The sequence below is a fragment of the Deltaproteobacteria bacterium genome, assembly GCA_035063765.1.
Lineage (GTDB): Bacteria > Myxococcota_A > UBA9160 > UBA9160 > PR03 > CAADGG01.
On the sequence record JAPSFT010000019.1, the window covers coordinates 33,711 to 53,785 of the forward strand.

17 protein-coding genes are annotated in these 20,075 nt (G+C 72.0%); 10 read left to right on the forward strand and 7 right to left on the reverse strand.

Annotation, left to right across the window (positions count from 1 at the left end):
* Complete coding sequence (locus OZ948_14505; GenBank protein ID MEB2345937.1) at positions 1-879, forward strand: ATP-binding protein; 879 nt, start codon at positions 1-3, stop codon at positions 877-879.
* Positions 876-2,300 carry a sigma-54 dependent transcriptional regulator gene (locus tag OZ948_14510; protein ID MEB2345938.1) on the forward strand — a complete coding sequence of 475 codons (1,425 nt, stop codon included), beginning with the start codon at positions 876-878 and terminating at the stop codon, positions 2,298-2,300. The genes OZ948_14505 and OZ948_14510 overlap by 4 nt, the downstream gene beginning before the upstream one ends.
* Positions 2,301-2,307: 7 nt before the next feature.
* Here OZ948_14510 and OZ948_14515 read toward each other — a convergent pair whose 3' ends face one another.
* The 3 genes from OZ948_14515 to OZ948_14525 are packed head-to-tail and all read right to left on the reverse strand — an operon-like array spanning position 2,308 to position 4,966.
* Positions 2,308-3,039, reverse strand: a complete 732-nt coding sequence (locus OZ948_14515) for a sugar phosphate nucleotidyltransferase (GenBank protein MEB2345939.1) — start codon at positions 3,037-3,039, stop codon at positions 2,308-2,310.
* On the reverse strand, positions 3,036-4,034 hold the full coding sequence (locus tag OZ948_14520) for an SDR family NAD(P)-dependent oxidoreductase (protein MEB2345940.1): 999 nt from the start codon (positions 4,032-4,034) through the stop codon (positions 3,036-3,038). The genes OZ948_14515 and OZ948_14520 overlap by 4 nt, the downstream gene beginning before the upstream one ends.
* Positions 4,031-4,966: a GDP-mannose 4,6-dehydratase gene (locus OZ948_14525; protein ID MEB2345941.1), complete on the reverse strand. Its 936-nt coding sequence runs from the start codon at positions 4,964-4,966 to the stop codon at positions 4,031-4,033. The genes OZ948_14520 and OZ948_14525 overlap by 4 nt, the downstream gene beginning before the upstream one ends.
* Before the next feature lie 85 nt (positions 4,967-5,051).
* Here OZ948_14525 and OZ948_14530 point away from each other — a divergent pair, with 85 nt between their 5' ends.
* The gene (locus OZ948_14530) at positions 5,052-5,987 is read left to right on the forward strand and encodes a hypothetical protein (protein MEB2345942.1); all 936 of its coding nucleotides are present in this window, start codon (positions 5,052-5,054) and stop codon (positions 5,985-5,987) included.
* A gap of 11 nt (positions 5,988-5,998) precedes the next feature.
* Here OZ948_14530 and OZ948_14535 read toward each other — a convergent pair whose 3' ends face one another.
* A complete protein-coding gene (locus tag OZ948_14535; protein ID MEB2345943.1) occupies positions 5,999-6,535 on the reverse strand; it encodes an ACT domain-containing protein in 537 nt (178 codons plus the stop codon).
* Positions 6,532-8,103 carry an alginate lyase family protein gene (locus OZ948_14540; protein MEB2345944.1) on the reverse strand — a complete coding sequence of 524 codons (1,572 nt, stop codon included), beginning with the start codon at positions 8,101-8,103 and terminating at the stop codon, positions 6,532-6,534. Before OZ948_14540 ends, OZ948_14535 begins: the two co-directional genes overlap by 4 nt.
* Before the next feature lie 336 nt (positions 8,104-8,439).
* On the opposite strand from OZ948_14540, the gene manA reads away from it, so the two are divergent.
* The 4 genes from manA to OZ948_14560 all read left to right on the forward strand — a co-directional run bounded on the left by manA (position 8,440) and on the right by OZ948_14560 (position 13,153).
* Positions 8,440-9,636, forward strand: coding sequence for a mannose-6-phosphate isomerase, class I (gene manA / locus OZ948_14545; protein ID MEB2345945.1), 1,197 nt, complete (start codon positions 8,440-8,442; stop codon positions 9,634-9,636).
* Positions 9,637-9,697: 61 nt separating this feature from the next.
* A complete protein-coding gene (locus OZ948_14550; GenBank protein MEB2345946.1) occupies positions 9,698-10,483 on the forward strand; it encodes a YdcF family protein in 786 nt (261 codons plus the stop codon).
* Positions 10,480-11,982 carry a polysaccharide biosynthesis C-terminal domain-containing protein gene (locus tag OZ948_14555; GenBank protein MEB2345947.1) on the forward strand — a complete coding sequence of 501 codons (1,503 nt, stop codon included), beginning with the start codon at positions 10,480-10,482 and terminating at the stop codon, positions 11,980-11,982. The genes OZ948_14550 and OZ948_14555 overlap by 4 nt, the downstream gene beginning before the upstream one ends.
* 34 nt (positions 11,983-12,016) lie before the next feature.
* A complete protein-coding gene (locus OZ948_14560) occupies positions 12,017-13,153 on the forward strand; it encodes a glycosyltransferase family 4 protein (GenBank protein MEB2345948.1) in 1,137 nt (378 codons plus the stop codon).
* On the opposite strand, the gene OZ948_14565 is transcribed toward OZ948_14560, so the two are convergent.
* Positions 13,132-15,492 (reverse strand): right-handed parallel beta-helix repeat-containing protein, encoded by a 2,361-nt coding sequence (locus OZ948_14565; GenBank protein MEB2345949.1) that lies wholly within the window; start codon positions 15,490-15,492, stop codon positions 13,132-13,134. The genes OZ948_14560 and OZ948_14565 overlap by 22 nt on opposite strands.
* Positions 15,493-15,629: 137 nt before the next feature.
* On the opposite strand from OZ948_14565, the gene OZ948_14570 reads away from it, so the two are divergent.
* From OZ948_14570 to OZ948_14580, 3 genes are read left to right on the forward strand one after another with little or no spacing between them, the layout of a single operon-like run.
* The gene (locus OZ948_14570; GenBank protein ID MEB2345950.1) at positions 15,630-16,796 is read left to right on the forward strand and encodes a glycosyltransferase family 4 protein; all 1,167 of its coding nucleotides are present in this window, start codon (positions 15,630-15,632) and stop codon (positions 16,794-16,796) included.
* A gap of 41 nt (positions 16,797-16,837) precedes the next feature.
* A complete protein-coding gene (locus tag OZ948_14575) occupies positions 16,838-17,851 on the forward strand; it encodes a hypothetical protein (GenBank protein ID MEB2345951.1) in 1,014 nt (337 codons plus the stop codon).
* Position 17,852: 1 nt separating this feature from the next.
* Positions 17,853-18,989: a glycosyltransferase family 1 protein gene (locus tag OZ948_14580; GenBank protein ID MEB2345952.1), complete on the forward strand. Its 1,137-nt coding sequence runs from the start codon at positions 17,853-17,855 to the stop codon at positions 18,987-18,989.
* Between the two features lie 77 nt (positions 18,990-19,066).
* Here OZ948_14580 and OZ948_14585 read toward each other — a convergent pair whose 3' ends face one another.
* Positions 19,067-19,981, reverse strand: coding sequence for a sulfotransferase (locus OZ948_14585; GenBank protein MEB2345953.1), 915 nt, complete (start codon positions 19,979-19,981; stop codon positions 19,067-19,069).
* Positions 19,982-20,075 lie beyond the last annotated feature (94 nt).

Genomic DNA, 20,075 nt, shown 5'->3' on the forward strand with positions numbered 1-20,075 from the left:
GTGTACGAGGGGGAGGGCGCCGAGCTGCGCCCGGAGGATCGGCGCCTGGCCGACCTCGAGAGCGAGGTGCTGCGCACGGGGCGTGCGCTCCACGAGGCCAACCGCGAGCTGGCCGCGCTGCGCGAGCGCCTGCGCGGGGAGGCCGCCGAGCGCGAGGAGCTGCTCACCGTGGTGAGCCACGAGCTGCGGACGCCCTGCACCGTGATCCAGGGCTACAACCGCCTCCTCCTCTCGGGCCGCTTCGGGCCGCTCTCCGAGAAGCAGCGCCACTTCCTCGAGGAGAGCCAGAAGAGCTGCCAGCGCCTCAACACCTTCCTCGCCAATCTCCTCGAGACCGCGCGTGCGGGCCTCTCGGTGGGCCCGCTCGAGGTGGCCGAGGCGCCGCTCGGGCCGCTCGTCGAAGGGGTCGTGCGCCACCTCGCGCCGCTCCTCGACGAGCGCGGCCTGCGCGTGAGCCTCGCGCTCGACCCCGCCGCGCCGCGCGCGCGCTGCGACCCGCCGCGGGTCGAGCAGGTGCTCGTGAACCTGATCGGCAACGCGCTCGGCTTCGCGCCCGCCGGGAGCGCCATCGAGGTGACCTCGCGCGCGGTCGAGCAGGACGGGCGGCGCTTCGTCGAGATCGCCGTCCTCGACGCGGGCCCGGGCGTCGCGCCGCGCGACCGCGAGCGCATCTTCGAGCCCTACGTGCAGGCCGGCGACGGCCGCAAGGCGGGCGGTCTCGGCCTCGGCCTCGCGATCTGCCGGCGCATCGTCGAGGCGCACGGCGGGCGGATCGGCGTCGAGCCCCGGGCCGGCGGGGGGAGCCGCTTCGCCTTCACGCTGCCGGCGCCCGAGCCGCGCGCCGCCCGCGCGCTCGCCGAGGAGGCCGTCGCGCGATGAGCGTCGCCCGCACGCTCCCCCGCGGCCCGGGCCCGCGCGTCCTCGTCGTCGACGACGCCGAAGGGATCCGGACCTACCTCGCGAACCTCCTCGAGCTCCAGGGCTACCAGGTGGACACCGCCGAGGACGGCCGCCGCGCGCTCGCGCTCCTCGAGGCGGGCGCCGCGCCCGACGTGGTGCTGATGGACGTCATGATGCCCGGTCTCGACGGGATCGAGACCCTGCGCCGGCTGCGCGCCCTCGACCCGCGCGTCCCGGTGGTGGTGCTCTCGGTGGTCGGCAAGGCCAGCACGATCGTCGAGGCGATGCGGCTCGGCGCGGCCGACTACCTGAACAAGCCCTTCGAGGAAGAGGAGCTCGAGGCCACGCTGCGCAGCGTCCTCGAGCGCCGCGCGCTCGAGTGCGAGCGCGAGCGCCTGCTCACGGCACTCGACGAGAGCACGCGCGGCGCCGTCTGGCAGGGCCTTGCCATGCAGCGCGTGCGCCAGCTCGTGGACCAGGTGGCGCCCGTCAACGTGACGGTCCTGATCCAGGGCGAGAGCGGCGTTGGCAAGGAGGTGGTAGCGCGCGCGCTCCACGAGGGCTCGCCGCGCACGAAGCACGCCTTCGTGAAGGTCAACTGCGCAGCGCTCCCCGAGGACCTCCTCGAGAGCGAGCTCTTCGGCTACGAGCGCGGCGCGTTCACGGGCGCCGTGGCGCGCAAGCCCGGCAAGTTCGAGGTCGCCGACCGGGGCACCATCTTCCTGGACGAGATCGGCGAGATGAGCCCCGCCCTCCAGGCGAAGCTCCTCCAGGTGCTCCAGGACGCCACCTTCGCGCGCCTCGGCGGCAACCGCGAGATCCGGGTGGACGTGCGCGTCGTCTGCGCCACGCACCGCCCGCTCGAGCAGATGGTCGCCGCCGGCCAGTTCCGCGAGGACCTCTACCACCGGCTCGACGTCGTGGACATCGAGATCCCGCCCCTGCGCGAGCGCCGCGACGAGATCCCGCCGCTCGTCGAGCTCTTCCTGCGCCGCTTCGCCTCCCGCTACGGCCGCCCGCTGCGCCGCCCGAGCCCCGCCCTCATGCGCGCCTTCGACCGCTACGGCTTCCCGGGCAACATCCGCGAGCTCGAGAACCTGGTGAAGCGCGTGGTCGTCCTCGAGAGCGAGGAGCCGGTCCTCGACGAGCTCCTCTCGGGCGACCCCGTCCGGCGCGGCCCGAGCCGGCTCGCCGGCCTCATCGACGAGCTCGCCGCCAGCGCCGGCCAGGTGCCGCTCAAGGAGGTCGGCCACCGCGTCGCGCTCGAGGCCGAGCGCGAAGCCATCGACCGCGTCCTCGCCCGCACCCAGTGGAACCGCAAGAAGGCCGCCGGCCTGCTCGGGGTGTCGTACAAGACGCTGCTGCAGAAGATCCGGGAGTGTGGGCTGGAGGAGGGGTAGGGGCGCTTCAGCGCGTCCTTGCCGGTCCCCCTGCCTCGTCCGGCAGGAAGCGGCTGCGCTGGGCCTCGAAGGTCTCCTGGGCACGGGCGTAGTCGTCCTGCCGCCCGATGTCGAGCCAGTGGCCCGCGAACGGAAAGCTCATCACTCGCTCGCCCCTCCGCATCAGCTCGCGGAGCAGGTCGGGGACGTCGAAGGCGCCCTCGGGAAGCAGCGTCAGCACCCGGCGGGAGAGCGCGTAGACGCCCATCGAGACGGTGTAGGGCAGGATCGGCTTCTCACGGTACTCGACGATCCTCCCGTCGGAGGCCGTCTCGATCACTCCGAGGTCGATCCTCACCTCGCGCGCGTAGGTGCCGATCGTGGCGGCGTTGCCCTGCTTCCGGTGCTCGCCAAGCAGCGCTCCGTAGTCGAGGTCGGTGAGCAGATCACCGTTCATCACCAGGAAGTCGTCTTCGAGATCCGGGATCAATCGCAGCGGGCCGGCCGTTCCGAGCGGGCCCTCCTCGAGCGAGTAGTCGATCGCCACGCCGAAGCGCGAGCCGTCGCCGAAGAACGCACGCAACAGCTCGGCCAGGTGGCCCACGGCCAGGGTGATGCGGTGGAATCCGTAGTGGCGGAGCTGGCGGACGACCACCTCCAGGATCGGGATGTCGCCGAGTGGCATCAGCGGCTTCGGAAAGGCAACCGTATACGGTGCGAGCCGCGTCCCGCGGCCGCCGGCCAGGATCACTGCCCTCATACCGTGTAGGCCTCGGGGCGGTACAGGTGCAGATGCTCACGCACGAAGGCGAGCGTCTCCTTGAGACCGTCATCGAGGCTCCAGCGCGGCTTCCAGCCGCACCGCTCGCTGGCCTTCCGGGCGTCGCAGACGAGCTCGAAGACCTCGGACTTCTCGGGCCGCAGGCGCTGGCTGTCGCTTCGGAGACGGACCCGGGGGCGCCCGGCGAGCTCCAGGATCCGCCGCGCCAGGTCGCCGATCGTGATGCCACGACCGGAGCCGACGTTGGTCACGACGCCCAGGCAGGCGTCGGAAGACGCAACCGCCAGGAAGCCTTCGACGGTGTCGGCGACGTAGTTGAGGTCGCGCACCGGATCGAGGGAGCCGAGGGCGACCTCCTCGCGTCCTGCTAGCACCTGGGCGGCGATCGTCGGGATCACGGCCCGCGCCGACTGGCGCGGCCCGTAGGTGTTGAACGGGCGGATGATCGCCACCGGGAGGTCGAAGGAGCGAAAGTAGGACTCGGCGAGGTGGTCGGCGCCGATCTTCGAGGCGGAGTAGGGAGACTGGCCCTGCATCGGGTGCTTCTCGTCGATCGGCGTGTAGAGCGCCGTCCCGTAGGTCTCGCTCGTGGACGTGTGCACGAGGCGAGCGACGCCGTGCGCTCGCACGGCCTCGAGCACGTTCAGGGTGCCCGACACGTTGGTCGCCACGTACGAGGCCGGGGCGGCGTACGAGTAGGGGATCGCGATCAACGCGGCGAGATGGAAGACGGTGTCCACGCCGCGAACCGCCTGGGCGACGCTCCAGGGATCGGTCACGTCTCCGAAGCGGAGATCGATGGCCTCGCGTACCTCACGCGGGGCGAGCGCCAGGAGTCCCGCGTCCGAGCGCGAGTTGTAGCGGGCCAGGGCGCGGACCTCGGCTCCCCGCCGGACCAGCTCCTCGGTCAGGTGCGAGCCGATGAACCCGCCCGCGCCGGTCACCAGGACCTTGCGGCCCGACCAGGATGTCATCGTGCGCTCCCTCCATGCCGGAAGCGCTCGCGCCACTCGTTCAGGAGGTCCGCCAGGCTTTGCTCCAGCGGGATCTCGGGCTTCCAGCCGGTCTCCCTGAGGGCGCGCTCCGCCGAGCCTACCTGGCTCCGGATTCCGCCCCCTGCGGTCGGATCGCTCCGGACCTCGATCTCCTGGTCGGTCATCCGGAGCAGGGACTCGAGGACTTCGGAGACCCGCGTGCCGCGGCCCGAGCACAGGTTGTAGGCGCGGCCCGGCACGCCCCGCTCGGCGAGAGCGAGGTAGCCGCTCGCGATGTCGCGAACGTCGCAGAAGTCGCGCACGGTCGTGAGATCTCCCACCCGGACTGCGCTCTCGGACCCGGCCTCGACGGCTGCCACACCGCGAGCGAGGGCCGAGCATACCAAAGCATCGGGTTCACCCGGGCCGACGTGATTGAAGGCGCGGCCAGCGACGACCTCCAGTCCCGCGCGGCCGCTGAAGGAGAGTGCGAGCGCCTCCGCCGCCACCTTGCTCCACCCGTAGACCCCGGCCGGATGGAAGGGCGCGTCCTCGGTGACGACCGCCCAGTGCTCTGGCAGCCGGCCGTACTGAGCGCTGCTGCCGGCGACGACCACCCGCGCACAGCCCGGATGCGCGGCCAGCACCTCGAGAAGCCGCAGCGTGCCGACGGCGTTCGCCTCGAGGATCGCCTCGGGTGGGCCTCCGGATGCCGTCAGCCCGGCCAGGTGGAAGACGAAGTCCGGTGCTGCCTCCCGCAGCGCGGTGAGCAGTGCCTCGCGGTCGCCGAGATCGGCCGGGAACATGCGCACGCAATGCGGCGCGCTGCCCGGCCGGCGGTCCAGTCCGTAGACGCTGGCCCCGCGCTCGACGAGACGGCTCGTCAGATGCCTGCCGACGAAGCCGAGACAGCCGGTCACCAGCGCTCGCATGGGGCTCCCGTTCTCCTGCTCCGGCTGAGGGGCCGGTCGGGCCGCCGGATGCTATGGCATCCGCGCCCAACTGGGGATCCAGGCCGTGGAGATCTTGCCGAGAGCTGCAAGCGGTGCACCGTCGCGAATCGTCGTCGTCGGAACCCTCAATCATCTGGATTCCGCTGCGGCCCTGTGTCGCGCTGCCGGCATGGAGGCCTGGACGGTGCCGATCGACACCTATCCTGGCGCTGCACGATGGTTGCTCTCGCGGGATTTCTGGCGGGCAGACGCGGTCTTCCAATGTGGGACGGGCGGCGTCAAGTATATCCTTGCAGCCCGGCTCTTCGGCAAGCCGCTGATCCGCCACTGGATCGGCACCGATGCCTGGACCTTCCTGGCCGACCGGAGTCCATTGCGCCGCCTGCGCTGTTGGCTGGCACGGCGCGGGCCAGCGCTCCACCTCTTCGTCACCGACGAGATGGCGCGTGGTCTCGCGGAAGTGGGTATCGAAGGAACGGTCGTGCGTTACGTGACCCGGGCGATGCATGCCGCGAGCGAGCCGCTGCCCAAGGAGTTCTCGGTGCTCACCTACTGGCTGCCCGGACGGCGGAGCTTCTATGGCGGCGACGTCGTGCTCGCCCTTGCGCGTGAGCTGCCCGAAGTCCGCTTCCGGGTCCTCGGCGTCACCGATCCGGAGGACGCCGAGCCTCCGCCGAACGTCGAGCTGCTCGGCTTCGTGGACGACATCGAGGCCGTGGTGCGAAGGGCGTCGGTGCTGATCCGGATGCCGCAAACGGATGGTGCACCGAACCTGCCGATCGAGATGCTGGCTCGCGGGCGCTACGTGATCTACAACAAGCCGCTCCCGGGCTGTCACCTCGCGCGGGATCTCGACGAGGCGCGCCGCGCACTGGCCGAGATCCGTACCCTGCGGGCTGCGAACGATACGGGCGCGCGCTTCGTTCGCGAGGAGTGCACCCTCGAGCACCAGGCCGCCACGCTCGCGAAGGCGATCGATCGCTGGTGTAGCGCGCGCTAGAGCGGATCAGATCAGAGCGGGGCGAGCTCGACGTCGAGCACCAAGCGGTCGGCCACGCGCTCGAGCGCCTCGCGCAGCGCCGCCGGATCGAGCGGCTCCGGCATCTCCACCGTCGCGACCATCTCGTAGTGGGGCTGCCCTCCGAAGCCGGGGCGGCTGCGGGTCGTGAGCTCGCCGATGTTGACGCCGTGCTCGGCGAGCACGCGGCCGATCGCGGCGACGATGCCCGCGCGGTCCTGGCCGGAGGCGGTGACGCGCGCGGCGACGAAGCCCGGGGCCGGGACGGGGCTGCGCGGCTCGCCCTCGAGCGCGCGGAGCAGGATCGTGAGGCCGTGGTCGCGCTCGAGGCGCTTCGCGCCCTGGGCCAGCCGGTCCGCACAGCCCGCGGCGGCGGACGAGGCCAGCAGGATCACCGCGAAGTCGGTCCCGAGGATCGTCATCCGCGAGTCCTCGAGGTTCGCGTCGCAGTCGTAGACGAGCTGCGCGAGCTCGGCGACGAGCCCCGGGCGGTCCTGGCCGATGGCGGAGAGCACGAACCAGCGCCTCATGCGCCGGACCCTAGCACGGCGATCTCGACCGAGGCGGCGACCGGTGCCCAGCGTACGCTCAGGCGGGCGGCGCCGTCGGTGATCTCGGCAACCGCTGCGTCGCCGTCCCACGCGAGCGACGAGCGCGCCGGCGCCCCCGGCCCGAAGCGCAGCCAGAAGCCGCCGAGCCAGGGGAGCGGGGCCTCCTCCTCGACGAGCGCGATGGCGCCCTCCCGGGTCTCGCCGAAGCGCTCGTGGACCGGGCCGTGGCTCCAGCGGAGGTGCCCGGCCAGCGGATGGATGCGGAGGGCGTCCCGTGGTGCCTCCGGGTGCAGGTGGAGGCGGCTCGCGACGGCGTGCGTGCCGCCGCCGAGGAGCGCGTCGAGCACCAGCACCGCGTCCTCAGCGACCGCCAGCAGCCGATGGTGCACGGGCGCGCCCGGGAGCCAGCGCCAGCCGTCGTGGGAGGCGTGGAGCCACGCAACTCCCGCCGCCTCGCCCCGCCCGTGGCAGCGGGCCCGGCCGCGCCGGCCCGTCCGGAAGCTCGACCACGCCTCGAGGAGCTCCTTGCCGTCGAGCTGCACGGTGTTGTGAGCGGCCGTCGAGCGCAGGCTCGTGCGGGCCGGGCCCGCGGCGTACATCCCGGTGCCCGTGTCGGTCACGAGCCGCCGGGTCCCGTGCGAGAGATCGAAGGACAGCAGGTCCGCGTGGGCGTGGCCGAGCTGGTGGTCCGGGCCGTGCGGGCCAGCCCGCACCACCAGGCGCACGGGCCCGCGCTCGAGCCGCACGAGCCCGCTCGAGCGTTCGGGCTCGTGCGGCGCCACGAGCGGCCCCGCCGCGGCGCGCGCCTGCTCGAGCAGCACGCCCGGCTCCACCTCGCCCCGCCAGGCGTCGCCGAGGAGAGGGATGTCGCCGTCTCCGAGGAGCACGCTCTCGAGGAACCCGCCCGCGCGGCGGACCGCGTCCGTGAGCCAGCCGGGCGCACGCTCGCCGAGCAGGAGCGCGAGATCGATCAGGTCGGCGAGGCACACCGCGTGGTACATCGCCGAGCCCTCGTAGTGGGCCCCGTCCGGCAGGATCTGCTCGCGCACCTCGCGCTCGACGAGCGCCAGGCCGTCGGGCGCGCAGCCGGCGATCTCGTGGGCGAAGGCGAGGGCGACGCAGTCCCGGAACAGGTGGTTCGCCTGGAGGTCGAGCGCCAGGTTGTCGCGCAGGAAGAGCGCGTGGCGCACGATCTCGCGGCCGAGCCAGTCGGCGTCGGGACCACCGGCGCGCAGGCCGAGCACGGAGCCCGCAGCGGCAAGGTGCATGAGACGGGTGGCGACGACGCGCTCGTTCCAGGTGACGAGCGCGTAGCCGGGGCGACCGATGGGCTCGGCCGCCTGCCAGTCGGCGAGCAGCGCAAGCAGCGCCGTCCGGTAGTCCGCCCCGGGATCGTGCCGCGACGCTACCGCGAGGTCGAACGCCCAGCCGGCCTCGTGCAGGTGCGTCTTCCAGAGGAGGGCCTGCTCGAGATCCGGGTGGTCCCAGGCGACGGGCTGACCGAGGTCACGGGTCTCGCCTAGCAGCGTGAAGCGCCCGGCGGCCACCTCCAGGGCTCGTTTTCCGGCATGCTCCGGGCCCCGGCGCTCCGTCCGCCGTCGTGCCAGGGACGCCAGGCCACGATGGTCCCAGCGCACCGCGAAGGCCGCTGCCCGCACGCCGTAGCGTCGATCGATGCGCTCCGCCTGTCGCGAGACGAGTCGGCGACGGATCATGAGCCGGAGGCGGTGCGTGATCTGGGCAGCCCTCAGCGGGCGGACGGTCCGCCACCAGCGGGCCGCATGGGCGAGCTGCATGGTTCGCCTCACGAGCGAGCGCCCACTATAGTGCGACGCTCCTCGCGAGCCATCACGGCGAAGGGCGGAGCGGAAGCCTGGGATCCGATGCCGAAGCGAGCGCGTGCCCATCGGCTGCGGGGAGTGGTCCAACGCTACGCGTGGGGATCGCGGCACGTGCTCGCGGACCTGCTCGGGAGAGCGGCTCCGAGCGACGAGCCGGAGGCGGAGCTCTGGCTCGGCGCCCATCCGGCGGGCCCTGCGCTCGTCGAGATCGACGCTGGCAACTGGCTTCCCCTCGATGCGGTCCTCGCGCGCTGGCCCGACCCGTGGCTCGGACCGGAGCTGATCGCGGCGCACGGGCCCCGGCTTCCCTTCCTGCTCAAGGTGCTCGCGGTAGGGGAGCCCCTCTCGCTGCAGGTCCATCCCGATGCGGAGCGCGCGGCAGCCGTCTTCGCTGCGGATGGGGAGCGCGAGGCGACCCAGCGCCGCTACCGCGATCCCTACGCGAAGCCGGAGCTGATCTGTGCCCTCACGCGCTTCGAGGCGCTCTGCGGGTTCCGCCCCGTGGCGGAGAGCCGGGCGTGGCTGACCGGAGCCGGCCTTGCCGGCGACTGGCCGCCCGGGCCGGACGGCCTGCGGGCGTTCCTCGCGACGTGGCTGCGCGCGACGGCCCGCCAGCGGGAGCCGCGCCTCGCAAGCCTCCTTGCCCACGCCGTCGCACGGGAGCGGAGCGATCCCATTGCCCGGCGTGTCCTCGCCCTCGCCGGGCGATGGCCCGGGGACGCCGGCCTGATCGCTCCGGTCCTGATGAACGCGGTCGATCTCGAGCCCGGCGAAGGGCTGTTCCTGCCGCCCGGTGAGCTGCACTGCTACCTCGCGGGCGCTGCGGTCGAGATCATGGGGGCGTCGGACAACGTGGCCCGGGCGGGCCTGACGAGCAAGCCGATCGACGCCGAGGAGGTTCTGCGGGTCGCGCGCTGCGAGGCCGCACCGGTCCCCCGGGTGGGGCCGGCAGAGAGGGCGGCCGGACACACTGCGTTCGTGACGCCCACCCGTGAGTTCGAGCTATCGCGCCTCGAGCCGGATGTCGGTGGAGGGGTGGCGGTGCGGATGCGCGGGCCGGAGATCCTGCTCTGCGTGTCGGGCCGGGTGGAGGCCGCTGCTCCGGGTGGCGCCGTGGCCCTCGGGCGCGGGGAAAGCTGCGTGGTACCGGCGGCAGCGAGCACGTACCGGCTCTCGGGCCGCGGCGTGGTCTTCCGCGCGGCCCTGCCTGCCGAGGATCCCACCTGCCTGCCGGGTTGACTAAGGTTCGGCGCTCGCCGCGCCGCTGGTCCCCCCGGATCACGGCGCCGTTGGAGGTCGATTGGAAGGCCCGTCGCTCGCGCTCCTCCTCACCAAGCTGGCGACCTGGTTGGTCTACCCGTTCTCGCTCGCCGGACTCGCGCTGCTCGCGGTGCTGTGCAGTCACGGCGTGCGCCCGAGCGCGCGGGTGCTCGTGGCCCTGGCGCTCGCGCTTCTCTGGGGCGGAGGCTGCCGGCTCACCTCGGAGACGCTCGCGCGCTCGCTCGAGGGCTACTCGAATCCGCCCGCGCCCGATGCGAAGGCGGACGCGATCGTCGTCCTCGGTGGTGGGCTCCAGCCGCCGCTGGCCCCACGCCGTGCGGTCGAGGTGACGGACGCCGGGGATCGTGCCCTCGAGGCGGCGCGGCTCTGGCACGAGCAGCGCGCCCCGCGCGTGGTGACCGTCGGCGGGAGCTTCGACAGCGCTGCCACCCAGGCCGCCCTCGCGGCCGAGCTGCTACGGCTCCTCGGCGTCCCGGCAGGAGCGATCCTCGAGCAGCCCGGTCCGCTCACGACGCGCGAGGAGGCGGCCTCGCTCCGCGAGCTCCTCGAGCCGATGGGTGTGCGCCGTATCCTGCTCGTCACGTCGGCGCTCCACATGCGCCGCGCTGCTGGCTGGTTCGAGGCGCAGGGCTTCGACGTGGTCCCGGCCCCCACCGACTTCATCGCGACCAGCGCCTCCCAGCGGCCGCTGGCCGTCGAGGCCCTGACGCTCCTGCCGCGGGTCGACAGCCTCTCGCTCACGACGCGCGCCCTGCACGAGTGGCTCGGGATCGCCGCGGCGCGCGTATCCGGAGGGCAGGGATGAGCGAGCTCCGTAGGAACGTGCGGCGCGCGCTGCCCTGGTCCTTCACCGCGGCGGCCCTCCAGATCCTGCTTTCGCTGGTCTCGATGGTGCTGCTGGTCCGCTACCTGGATCCCAAGGAGTACGGGATCTGGGCGCTCTTCGGCGCGCTGCCGGTCACCGTGAACCTCGTCACCTCGTTCGGATGGGTGGAGTTCATCATCCGCTTCGTTCCGGGCCTGGACGATGCCGGAGAGGTGGGGCGGACCGTCTGGCCGATCGTGTTCCGCCAGATGATCCTGGCCGTCGCCGTCTCCGGCCTCCTGGTGCTCGGCTTCGATCTCTACCAGGCCCGCTTCGGTCTCGAGGGCTACTGGCTGCACCTGGTCGTGATCCAGGGGGCAGTCATCGCGAACCGGGGGACGCTCTACCTGACCACCGCCATGAACGCGCGCTTCCTGCAGCGGGAGGTCGTGCTGCGGACCTTCCCGGCCCAGGTCCTCCAGCTCGCGGTCACGGCGCTCGGCATCTACTGGCGCGAGGACTTCCTGTTCTTCGTGATCCTCGCCGCCTGTGTCGCGGCCGGGAACCTGGCAGCGGCCGCTTGGGTGTTCGGGCGGCAATACCCGGCGCCGGGGCTGCGGAAGCTCGCGGCCGGCGTCGACGAGGACCGCGAGCAGACCTCCTACCGGCGCCTCTCGTTCGTGAACGAGTGGGGCGTCAACTTCCTGAGCACCGACATCGCGCGCTTCATCGTCTCGTACTTCTCGGACAACGTGCAGGTCGCGATCTACGCCGTGGCCACCACGATCGTCTCGCGGCTCCAGTTCTTCCTGCCGATCCCGATGCTGAAGTCGGTGACCGGGGCGACCTTCTACACCCGCTACGAGCAGACGGGAGACCCCGTCGAGCTCCAGCGCATGTTCCGCTTCCTGTACGACACGAACAGCCTGGTGAGCCTGGGCCTGCTGGTGGCGTTCCTGACCGGCGGGCGCGAGCTGCTGGCCTTCGTCTTCCACACCACCTACGGCGATGCCTTCACGCCGGTGGTGATCCTGCTCGCCTTCCTGATCCTGCACTTCATGCCCCTCGGCATGGTGGTACGCGCCCTCAAGCGACCGGAGAGCCTCATCTACTCGAAGGTCGCCGTGTTGCTCAACGTCGCGCTCGGCGTGCCGCTCGTGATCCACTACGGCGCCACCGGCATGGCGGTGGCGACCGCGGTGAGCGTGGCCTTCAAGAACATGGTCCTGCTCTTCTTCGTGCGCCGGCTGATCGCGTTTCGGATGCCGTGGCGGGCGCTCTCGCGAGGCGGCCTCGCGGCGGCGGCCGCGGTGCTGGTGGGCCGGGCGCTCGATCCGTGGCTTCCGCTGCTCGCCGAGATCGCACTGGCAGGCCTGGTGTACGTGGGGGCGATCCGCGTGCTGCGGCCGCTCGAGCCGGCGGATCAGGTGCTCCTCGGCGAGGTCGCCCCGGGTCCGATCGGGCGGCTGGTCCCGTGGATCCTGGGGCGACCCGCGTGACGGGCAGGGAGACGGGTGGGCCGGCGGAGTGCCGATGCGGGTCCTGATGTTCTGCAGTCAGTTCCGGCCCGTGATCGGGGGGGCGGAGCGGCAGGCCGAGCTGCTGGCCCGGACGCTCATCGGACAGGGCTGCCACGTGGAGGTGCTGACGGTCCAGCAGGATCCGGCGCATCCCCTGCTCGAGGACGCAGAAGGGCTGCGCATCCATCGCTTCCCCATGACCGACCTCACGAAGCGCTTCCCCGGCGTCGGAGGGCTCGGCGTCCCGAACCTCCTGATCGAGCGTGTCCAGCTACACCGGGCGGTGAGAAGGCTCATCCAGGATTTCGACGTGTTCCACGCGCACATCGCGTCGCCGCTCGTGGGGTTCGCACAGGAGGTGGCGCGCGCCGAGGGCCGGCCCACGATCTGCAAGATCGCGTGCGGAGGCCGGGGCTTCGACTTCCTGGCCCTCCGGCGCGGGTCGCTGCTCGGGCAGCGAATCGAGCGGAACCTGGTGGAGAAGGTCGATCGCTGGATCGCGATCTCCCGCGAAGTCCACGAGGATCTGTCGAAGTCCGGGGTGCCGGATCACCGCGTGGTCACGATCCCGAACGGGATCGACGTTGCGGCCGCAGCGACGCCACGGGCCCGGGCACCCGCACGGCGCTTCCTCTGTCTCGGCCGCCTGGTGAAGTTCGATTTCGAGAGCCTCCTCGGCGCCTTCCAGGATCTCCTCGCGGAGGCGCCGGACGCGGAGCTGCGCATCGCAGGCGGCGGGGACGTCGAGGGCCTGCGTGAGCGCCTGGCCCGGCTTCCCTCGGGTGCACGAAGCATCTCCGCGGTCGGCTTCTCCCCTACCGCGGAGGAGTTCGCCTGGGCCGACGCCCTGATCCACCCCTCGCGAGCCGAGGGCATGTCGAACGTGCTCCTGGAGGCGCTTGCCGCAGGCCTCCCGTGCGCGGCGAGCGACATCGAGCCGAACCGGGAGGTCCTCGGGGAGGCCGAGGCGGGCCTGCTGTTTCCGCTGGGAAACCGGGCCGCGCTGCACGAGGTGATGCGCGCGCTCGCGAGCGACGGAGCCCTGAGCCGGCGATTGGTCGCTGCGGGTCACGCCCGGGTCCGCGCCGAGTACGAGATCGGCGTCGTTGCCGGGCGCTACCGCTCCCTCTACCGGGAGCTGGTCGCCTGACTCGCGGCCTTCCGGCGGCGAGGGCGCAACACGGCCGCCAGTCCCCAGAGCGCCACCAGCTCCGCACCGATCCCGCATGCGCTCGCAGCCTCCCGATCGAGATAGGGCCGGCCGGCGCACTCGGGATCGATCGGTGCGATGGCCGCCCCGTGGACCGAGGCGCCGCCGTCGAAGTCGATGCCGGGCTGGCCGTCGTTGTCGACGCCGTCCTGGCAGGCCGGGGCCTCGCCCGGGCTCGCGGGGCCGGCGCAGCCCAGGTCGCCCGGCGGGTCCGGGATGCCGTCCTCGTCGTCGTCCCCCGCGAAGTCGATGCCCCCGTCTCCGTCGTCGTCGATCCCGTTGTCGCAGGGAAGCAGGGAGGACCGCTCGGAATCGTCGTCGGGCCCTGCACAGCCGGGATCGCCCGGGAAGTCGAACCGGGAATCGACGTCGTTGTCGACGCCGTCGGCGCACGCGGCCGAGAGCTGGCAGCTTCCGTCGCATCCGTCGCCGGGCGTCACGTTGCCGTCGTCGCAGGCCTCGCCTGGCTCGAGGAAGCCGTTCCCACAGCCGGGTAGCGCGTACTGGACCCGCAGCAGGGGAGCGCTACCGGCTGATCCGTCGTAGGACACCGCGGTCCTCCGGCCCGCTCCTGCGACCAGGAAGGCCAATGCGTTTCCGCCTTCCCACCCCGGTCGATCCACGATCTCCTGCACGAGCGCCGCGAGGTCGGGCGTGCGCTCGGCTTCGCCGGCGGCTCCCGCGACCGTCCAGGGCGGCGGCGTCCAATCGGCCCAGGCTGCCGAGCGAGGCCGCGCGGCGAGATTCCCCGGCACCGCCGCGAAGGGCAGGGCGTCGTCCGCCGCCTCGGCCTGGATCGAAAGGCCCGTGGCGCCTGCGTTCGTCTCGTCCGCCTGGAACTGGATCCAGGCGGCAAGGATCGGCGCGTACCTCGGCATCGGGAGATCCCGGAAGCGGATCCCGACGGTCTGCACGTCCGGCCCATCCGTCACGAGCTCCAGGTCGCTGCTCGTGAGCGCCACGTACGTGGGGCCCTCCTCGGCGTCGTCGGCGGACGCCGCGACGCGCACGGTCGCTTCCAGCGGGCCGGCCGTACCGGGAGCCCACTCGAAGGCACCGAGGTCCGGGGCGCTCCCCGCGTACTCGTCCGGCGCGAGGTCGATCACGGTTTCGGCGCCGTGCTGGTAGTAGGCCAGGCCGGCGTCGATCGCGGGGCTGCCGTCCTGCAGCCGGTACTCGGCGTCGAGCCGGGGATCCGCGAGCAGGGTGCTGCCGGGATCCACCTGAGAGCTTGCGTAGTCCGTACCGTTGTCGTGGAACAGGCTCGCCACCAGAGCGGAGCCGCCCGCCACGTTCTTGGCCCCGAGCGTCGCGTTGCCGGCGAACAGGTTGTTCACGCCGACGGCGTCGGCGCCGCCGCTGAGGCCGTGGTCGTTGCCCACGAAGCTGTTGTTGAGGAGGCGGACCGGCTCGGGAATCGGGCAGCCCTGGAAGTCCTCGATGGTGTTGCCGTCGCACATCATCCCGATGCCCGCCATCGCGTTGCCGGCGAAGACGTTGCGCTCGATCCGGAAGGAGCGCGGCGAGAGGCCCGGGTAGTCGATCAGCTGCAGCCCGTCCTCGCCGTTGCTCGTGATCCGGTTGCCGAGCAGGACGTGGGTGATCGCCTGGCCGGCCGCGAAGCCGTTGGCGTGGAGGCGGATCTCGATGCCGTCGTCGCCGTTGCCGAGGATCTCGCTGTCCTCGACGTGGATCTGCGACTTGCCGTCGGAGTCGATGCCGTCGTCGCCGTTGCCCTCGATCCGGCAGCGCCGGACGATCGCGGTCGTGAGCGGCGCGCCGGCGCTGCTCCCGCCTTCCAGCGAGATCCCGTCCACCGTCTGGAGCACGCGCGAGTCCAGGAGCTCGAGGCGCGTGCCGGCGTGGAGCCGCACGGCGGCGAGCCCCTTCTGCAGCGTGACGCCGTGGAGGAGCACCTGCGCGCCCGAGAGCGCGGTCACCACGTCCGCGCCGACCGCCTCGAGCACGGTGGCCTCGACGTCCGCCGGATCCCCGCTGGTCGCGAAGCGGGAGCGGATCGCGAGCGTCTTGCCCGAGATCGTGATCGCCTCGGGGTAGACGCCCGGGGCCAGGGCGATCTCGTCGCCGCCGGCCGCGGCGTCGATGGCCGCCTGGACCGTCGGGTACTGCCCGGGAACCTCGAGCGTCGAGGCGTCACACGGAGCGAGGCGCAGGAGCACCGCGAGCAGCCCACCGGGCGCCAGCACGTGGAGCCATCCGGCCGGGAAGCGCCGAAGGAAGATGCGGCTCTCGCGCACGATGGGCGCAAGAGTAGTCACGTGCGCGACCGTGCGGCAAGCCGCGCGAGGCTGGGCCGTGCGTGCCGCTCCGCCGCGCCGCATCCTCGAGACCCCTCGCCGCTCTCCAGGGGGTCGAGTAGCCTTCGCGACCCGCAGCCCTCGCTGAGGAACCTCCCGTGCCCGGCCCGCTTCGCGTGCTCATGGTGAGCCCCCAGTTCCGGCCCATGGTCGGTGGCTACGAGCGTGCCGCAGAGCGGCTGTCGCAGGCGCTCGTGGCGCGAGGGCACCGGGTGACGGTGGTGGCGGAACGGCGGGACCCGGGCTGGCCCGCGCGCGAGGGGTGCGACGGGCTCACGGTGCGGCGGCTCCGGGTGGCGTTGCGTCCCGGGCTGCACCTGCTGAGCGGGGCGATTGCGCTCGCGAGCTTCCTGCTCGTCCACGGGCGGCGCTTCGACGTCTATCACGTCCATCAGTATGGAGGGGCCGCTGCCGTCGCCGTCGTCTTCGGCCGCCTCTTCGGGCGGCCGGTGGTGCTGAAGCTCACGGGTACGGAGGAGAACAGCATCCTCGTCGCCCTGCGGCGGGGTCGGCTCCCTTCACTCCTCGAGGGTCTGCACCGCCGCATCGACGCCTTCCTGGCCCCGAGCGAGCGTGTCGCGAAGGAGATCGAGCGGTTCGGAATCCCGGCGGAGCGTGTCCACCGCATCCCCAACGGCATCGACGTCGAGCGGCTCCGGCCCCTCCCGCCACCGGCGCGGCAGGCGCTCCGCCGGAGGCTCGGCCTCGAGGGCGTGACGGCGGTCCTCTACGTGGGGCGTCTCAGCCCGGAGAAGAACCCGCTCGGCCTGCTCGATGCCTGGCGCCGCCTCGGGCCGCCCAAAGGCGCGAGGCTGATCTTCGTCGGCGACGGTCCCGTCCGCGAGGAGCTTCTCCGCTGCGCCGCGCCCTGCGGTGATTCCGTCTCGATCGTCGGGGCGGTTCCCGATCCGCTCGAGTGGTACCAGGCTGCGGACCTCTTCGTGCTGCCGTCGATCCGGGAGGGCCTCTCCAACAGCCTCCTCGAGGCGATGGCGTGTGCGCTGCCCGTGGTGTCGGCGCCGGTGTCGGGCAGCGAGGACATCTTCGCCGCCGCCGAGGTTGGCGTGCTGGCCGGCGGCCCCGACGCGGCGCCGCTTGCGGAGGGGCTCCGACTGCTCCTGTCGGAGCCCCACCGGCGCGCCCGTTGCGCAGCCGAAGCGCGGCGGCTCGCCGTGGACCGGTTCTCGCTCGACCGGGTGGCGCAAGACGTCGAGTCGCTCTACGGGATCCTGACCGCTCGAACGTCGCGGGAGACGACCCGGTGATGGGCAGCAGATGCCAGACTCTCGTTCTTCTCCTCGTATCGGTGTCGTCGTGTCTGGTACTGATCGGGTTCGCCGAGTTCGGCCTGCGCGTGGTGGCGCCGATCCATCTGGCCGGCATCCAGAGCGCGTACCGCTACGACGAGGATCTGGGCTATCGGCTCGGCCCGGGTCTCCATCTCTACCGCCTCACCGACCACCTCGAAGAGGTGCGCACCAATCGGCTGGGCACCGTGAACTTCCAGGAGAGCTTCGACGGCTACCCGGAGGTCGCGTTCGCGCTCGGAGATTCGTTCACCCAGGGTACGGGCCTTCCAGCCGACGCGTCGTATCCCTTCCAGCTCGATCTGCTCTGGAACCGAGACGAGCTCGGCTTCTACGCGAAAAAACTTGCGATCGTCAACCTCGGACTGGCGGCGTTCGGGGGGCAGCAATCGCTGGTCTCGCTCGAGCGGTTCGCCAAGGAGCTGGGGACGCCCGACTACGTCCTCTACCTCGGATCCGACAACGACTGGGACGACGACGTGCTGTTCGAGTCGGGTTACCGGCATCGCCACATCGTGTACGGGAGTCCGCGTTGGGGCGCTTCGGTACGCCCGCTGCTGTGGCTCGGGGAGCTGGAGCTGGTGAAGCGAGGCAAGCTCGCAATCGCCGAGCTTCGCAGGCTCCGCCTCGTCGCCGAGGCGGAGAGCCGGCAGGGCGCCGGCCAGCCGGGGACGCCGATCTCGGTGGCCGAGCGCGAGTGGCCTGTGATCGAGGAGATCCACCAGCGCACGCAGGAATGGGGTTCGACGCTGATCCTCTCGTGGGCGAACGCTCCGGGGCCTTCCTACTCGTGGCTGCGCGAACGGGCAGCGCAGGCCGGGATCGCGTTCGCCGATTGGGAGCCGCGGGCTGCGTCCGTACAGGCGGCGATCCCCGAGCTGCCGTTCGCGAATCCTCATTCGGGTGGTCACTGGCGGCCGTGGGCGAACGCCGAGATCGCCCAGGCGTACGCAGCGGCGTTGCGGCGCGCTGGGGCCGTCGGGGGGGCGGCCGAGGCTGCACTCCCGCACTGAGATGAACGGCCGGCGGATCCTGATCGACGGCTCGATGGCGCGCAGCGGAGGCGGCGCCACCTATGTGCGCAATCTCGTGCCGCGCCTGGCCGCGCTGCGTCCCGAGGATCGCTTCCGCCTGTGGCTCCGCGAGGAGCACCTGGCCGCGGCGCTCCCGCCGCTCGCGAACCTCGAGGTGGAGGTGCTCCCCGAGGTCGCCTGGACGGGCCGGATGCGGTTCCTCGTGCTGCACGCGGCGGAGCGTGCTCGCAGGTGGGGTGCGGACCTCTACTTCTCGACGGCCGAGTACGCGCCGCCCCGTCCCCCCTGTCCCGCGATCGCGAGCTTCCGGAACCCGAACGTCTTCTCCCGCCTCGACCTCGGCTGGCCCCTCCGGCAGCGCGCGCGGCTGTTCGTCCTGCGCCGGCTGGCCAGCCACTCGGCGCGGGTCTGCGCACGCATCCTGTTCGTGAGCGCCGACTCGGCGGGCTGGATCGGCGACGAGGTCGGGCTCCCGCCCGAGCGGCGTGCCGTCGTGCCGCACGGCATCGACCTGGAGGCCTGGTCGCGAGCGAGTGTCGCGCCGCAGCGGCTGGCGGGCGGCCGGCCGTACCTGCTCTCGGTGAGCTCGGTCTATCGCTACAAGAACTACGTGCGGTTGATCGAGGCCTGGTCGCAGGTCGCCCGCCGGCGGCCGGATGCCCCCGACCTCGTGATCATCGGCGACGAGCCCGACCGCGCGCATCGCCGGGACATGGAGGCAGCGCGCGCTGCGACCGGCGCTCTTGCGCAGCGCACCCACCTGCTCGGCGAGGTGCCCTACGCCGAGATCCGGGGCTGGTATGCCGGAGCGTGCGGCTTCGTGTTCCCGTCCTTCCTGGAGACCTTCGGCCATCCGCTGATCGAGGCGATGGCGATGGAGCTGCCGATCGTCGCCGCCGAGATCGGCGTGTTCCGCGAGATCGCGGCCGATTGCGTTCTCGGGGCGGACCCGCACGACACCGGCGCCCTCGCGGCGGCGATGGAATCGCTCCTGGCGGACCCCTCCTTGGCCCGCGACCTGGCCGCCCGAGGACGGCGGCGCGCGGGCGGCTTCTCGTGGGATCGTTCGGCACGGCTGCACGCGGACCTGCTCAGCGATGTCCTGGCGGCGCCGTGAGGTGAGCCTCTCCGCCGAGGATCCGGGCTCGCAGCGCCCCGACCCCGGAGAAACTCGCATCACGGCATCCAAGCGTGTCAGTGCAGGTAGCCGAGGCGCCTCATCATCGTCGTCGAGATCTGGACGATCCGCCGGGTATCCGCTTCCGAGAGGCCGTCCTTCCATCTCACGTCGAGCTCGATCGTCCCGTCGAAGGTCTTCTTCATCTTGTTCCCGATGAGATGCCCCTTCTCCCCGTCGACGGGTGTCCGGACCACCTCCGCGTCAGGGAGGCCGAGGAACGAGAACACCCTGGCCATCGTCTCGCGCGGTGCCTGCGCGAGATCCTCGTAGCGGACCTGGAGAACTCCCCTCCGCCTGGCAGCTATGTGGCCGACGGCCGCTATCAACCGGTGTTGTCGAACCCAGCCCCTCGCGGCGAATTCCGGGGTGGCGCGTTTTCGCTGCAGCATCGAGTAGGCGAACGCTCGCGGATCCCGGGTCAGGTGAAGGATCGAGATCGGCCGGCCCGTCAGCCCGTGTACGACCAGCGGGATCGGCCAGCTCTTCTGGCCGTCCACGAATACCCGCGCGCCTGCCCTGCGCAGGGTCACACGGCGGAAGCATTCGTAGGCGTCGAGATAGGAGGAGAGCGCCGTCAGGCTCCCCACGAGGCTCCGGCGGAGCGGCGGGACGGCGGCGAGCGAGGCCAGCGCGAGGTTGGCGACGAGGTTCGACCGCTCACCAGCGGCCAGGCGGGGGAGCGGCGGCAGGAATCGTGACTCCGCGGCGAAGCGATCGGCGCGGGCCGCATCGAGGGCTTCCCGCCAGAAGGCGCACTCGCTGATGAGCTTCTTGCAGAGGCAGAGCTGGTCGAAGGACCGTGTGGGGATCGTGTCGCCGAGGGCGAGCACCTCGGGGTGGTTGTTCAGCAGGAGCGAGAGGAGCGTGGCTCCGTGGTACGAAGGGCAGAGGATGTAGACGAGATCCGGGTGAGTGGCGGGGGTCGTCATGTGGCATTCACGGGACATCCGCGGCCGCCGGGCGGAGCGAGGCAGAGGAGCATCGGACGATTATTCCCCGATCGATTCGAGCCTGCCAAGTGCG

Excerpts from the sequence above, each read along its gene's own strand:
- OZ948_14510 (MEB2345938.1), top strand. The coding sequence starts at position 876 with ATGAGCGTCGCCCGCACGCTCCCCCGCGGCCCGGGCCCGCGCGTCCTC.
- OZ948_14515 (MEB2345939.1), bottom strand. The coding sequence starts at position 3,039 with ATGAGGGCAGTGATCCTGGCCGGCGGCCGCGGGACGCGGCTCGCACCG.
- OZ948_14520 (MEB2345940.1), bottom strand. The coding sequence starts at position 4,034 with ATGACATCCTGGTCGGGCCGCAAGGTCCTGGTGACCGGCGCGGGCGGG.
- OZ948_14525 (MEB2345941.1), bottom strand. The coding sequence starts at position 4,966 with ATGCGAGCGCTGGTGACCGGCTGTCTCGGCTTCGTCGGCAGGCATCTG.
- OZ948_14535 (MEB2345943.1), bottom strand. The coding sequence starts at position 6,535 with ATGAGGCGCTGGTTCGTGCTCTCCGCCATCGGCCAGGACCGCCCGGGG.
- manA (MEB2345945.1), top strand. The coding sequence starts at position 8,440 with ATGCCGAAGCGAGCGCGTGCCCATCGGCTGCGGGGAGTGGTCCAACGC.
- OZ948_14555 (MEB2345947.1), top strand. The coding sequence starts at position 10,480 with ATGAGCGAGCTCCGTAGGAACGTGCGGCGCGCGCTGCCCTGGTCCTTC.
- OZ948_14560 (MEB2345948.1), top strand. The coding sequence starts at position 12,017 with ATGCGGGTCCTGATGTTCTGCAGTCAGTTCCGGCCCGTGATCGGGGGG.
- OZ948_14580 (MEB2345952.1), top strand. The coding sequence starts at position 17,853 with ATGAACGGCCGGCGGATCCTGATCGACGGCTCGATGGCGCGCAGCGGA.
- OZ948_14585 (MEB2345953.1), bottom strand. The coding sequence starts at position 19,981 with ATGACGACCCCCGCCACTCACCCGGATCTCGTCTACATCCTCTGCCCT.